The 2,562-nt window shown below is 27.8% G+C and carries 4 protein-coding genes and 1 pseudogene; 1 reads left to right on the forward strand and 4 read right to left on the reverse strand.

The window, feature by feature from the left end:
• Positions 1–238 (forward strand): annotated as a pseudogene (locus tag EHU54_RS05325) (hypothetical protein); the annotation flags it as partial.
• Here the strand turns inward: EHU54_RS05325 and rplA are convergent.
• From rplA to EHU54_RS05345, 4 genes are all read right to left on the reverse strand, one after another.
• Complete coding sequence (rplA, locus tag EHU54_RS05330; protein ID WP_400249340.1) at positions 216–902, reverse strand: 50S ribosomal protein L1; 687 nt, start codon at positions 900–902, stop codon at positions 216–218. The pseudogene EHU54_RS05325 and the gene rplA overlap by 23 nt on opposite strands.
• 2 nt (positions 903–904) lie before the next feature.
• Positions 905–1,396, reverse strand: a complete 492-nt coding sequence (gene rplK, locus EHU54_RS05335; RefSeq protein WP_400249341.1) for a 50S ribosomal protein L11 — start codon at positions 1,394–1,396, stop codon at positions 905–907.
• A gap of 84 nt (positions 1,397–1,480) precedes the next feature.
• Positions 1,481–1,648 carry a hypothetical protein gene (locus EHU54_RS05340; RefSeq protein WP_400249342.1) on the reverse strand — a complete coding sequence of 56 codons (168 nt, stop codon included), beginning with the start codon at positions 1,646–1,648 and terminating at the stop codon, positions 1,481–1,483.
• 411 nt (positions 1,649–2,059) lie between these two features.
• On the reverse strand, positions 2,060–2,380 hold the full coding sequence (locus EHU54_RS05345; RefSeq protein ID WP_400249343.1) for a hypothetical protein: 321 nt from the start codon (positions 2,378–2,380) through the stop codon (positions 2,060–2,062).
• Between the last annotated feature and the right edge of the window lie 182 nt (positions 2,381–2,562).

Here is a 2,562-nt window from a genome sequence, read left to right on the forward strand (position 1 = left end):
TTATGCTCTAACAGATGGAAGAATAATGTTATGAAATAGCTACAAAATTTTAAACCCCTATCTTCATCCAGTTTTAGCACCATTATTAGTACTCTTTTCAGGTATTGGAATTTATGGTATTTCAACTTTAGTTAGTTATCTAGCATTATTTTCGTTAAGAACTAAAAAGAAACAAAAAAGAAAAAGATTAACAATTGTTAATCTTTTTTCCTTTTTTATAATTCAATTAAAACTTTAATTCCTGGCCCCATTGTTGTTGTGATAGCAATATTTTTAATATATGCTCCCTTAACAGCCGCTGGTTTTGCCTTACGAATTGTTTCATAAATTACATCATAATTAGCTTTTAAATCTTCAACTTTAAATGATGCTTTTCCAATAATTGAATGAATGTTTCCATTTTTATCAACACGATATTCAACTTTTCCTTTTTTAACATCACCAATTGCTTTAATAACATCTGGAGTAACTGTTCCTGTTTTAGGGTTTGGCATTAATCCTTTTGGCCCTAATAATTTTCCAATTTTTCCTAATTCTGCCATAATATCTGGTGTTGCGATAATAACATCATAATCAAATCAGTTTTCTTTTTGAATTTTTTCAATTAAATCTTTACCACCAACAAAATCAGCACCTGCTGCTTTAGCATCAGCTTCCTTGCTATTTGTTAAAACTAAGATTCGTTGTGTTTTTCCTGTTCCTTTTGGTAACACAACAGCTCCACGAATTTGTTGGTCAGCATGACGTGGATCAACGTTTAAATTAAAGGCAACTTCAACGGTTGAGTCAAATTTTGTTGTTGCAGTTTGTTTTGCTAATTCAATTGCTTCTGCAATTGGGTATACCTTATTTTTATCAACTAATTCAGCAACTTTATTATATTTTTTACCAAATTTTGCCATTCTTAGTTTTTCTCCTTCTTACTTGGCATACCTTCAACAACAACCCCCATATTACGAGCAGTTCCTTCAATAATATGCATTGCTGCTTCAACATCATTTGCGTTTAAATCAACAAGTTTATATTCCGCAATTTTGCGAACTTCATCAGCTGAAATTGTTGCTACCTTTTCATCTTTTGCTTTTGCTGATCCCTTTTGGATTTTTGCTGCTTTTTTTAATAAAATCGCTGCTGGTGTTGTTTTTAATTCAAATTTAAATGTCTTATCATCAAAAGCAGTAATAACAACTGGAACAACATCACCCATTCGTTCTTTTGTTGCATCATTAAACTGTGTACAAAATTGAGGCATATTAATTCCTAATGAAGCTAATTCTGGCCCTGGTTTTGCTTGTCCTGCTTGAAATTCTAATTTTGCAATTCTTGTAATTCTTGCCACGAGCAATTTCCTCCTTTTAATTAAATTCTCGCTGTGGTCCAAACGTAATGTTACCATTACTACCACATTTAAGCATATTCTAAATAATAGAATAAATGCCTAATTAATTATAACAATAAAAAAATAAAAAACAACTTTATTTTATTCAAGAATACTACATGTTGAAGCAATTGTACTAGTAATTTCAGCTGAAATAGCGCTAAGAAAGGCAATAGTGGCGGCAAGAGGGGGAAATAATAAGGAAAGACCCACTGAAATTCCTAAAACACTAGCAGTTAAAAACCCATAATTACTACAATCTGTTAACACATTAAAATTGTTATTAGAATGCGAACGATTACGTATTAAATCTAAATTATATTGATATTTTTTATTTGTTGTTTTAATTGATTAATTTCTTGCTCAATATCTGATTTTCAATTGAATTTTAATTATGTTAATAATATTAGTAAACTCTCGTAAATAAGTTTTTAAAGTTTCGATAGTATTAAACACTCAAAGAATTTCAGCATTATAATCAAGCTTAGGAATAACTGTATCAATTAAGAATTTAACATTATCTGAAAATTGTCTAAAATCATTTACTCAATTTTGTATTTCTTGATTTTCTAAAATTGTCTTTATTTTTTGAGATAAATTATCTTCGGTATTAAAAATTACTTTTGCTGTTAAAGCATCCTCATTTTGTCTAGTCGTAAAACTTTTAAATCTAACAAATGCTTAATAATGTTCATTTGAATAATCATAGTTATTTATTGGAATTTCTATCTTTAAAGTAAAATTAGCATATCTTGGATATTTTTTTGGTAAGTTTTCAAAAATAGATTGTTTATTATTATGCCTAATAACACCAAGATTAACATTATTTATCATTGCTATATAATTCTTCATTTCTTCTTCTAACTTAATTTGTCTTCTTTTATCTCGTTCTTGTTGTATTCTGTCACGTTCTTCTCGAATGTCATATTGTATAGCACCTATTAAGGGCATTACCGCTCCATTAAAAAAAATAAAAGTTAATAAACTAAATATTTTTTTCATATTATCTTTTCTCCTTGCTCATTATTTAATTCAAATAATATTATGTGACTATTAAACTAATAGGTTTTCTTATCTTGATAATTATTATATTAGACTTCTTGCATAACCTAGTTATTTTAAAATTTCTATAAAATATATTTAAAATAGAAATTATAGGAATCTAAAATTATGAAATTTGATAA

The organism is Spiroplasma sp. ald (genome assembly GCF_044714355.1).
Classification (GTDB): domain Bacteria; phylum Bacillota_I; class Bacilli_A; order Mycoplasmatales; family Mycoplasmataceae; genus Spiroplasma; species Spiroplasma phoeniceum.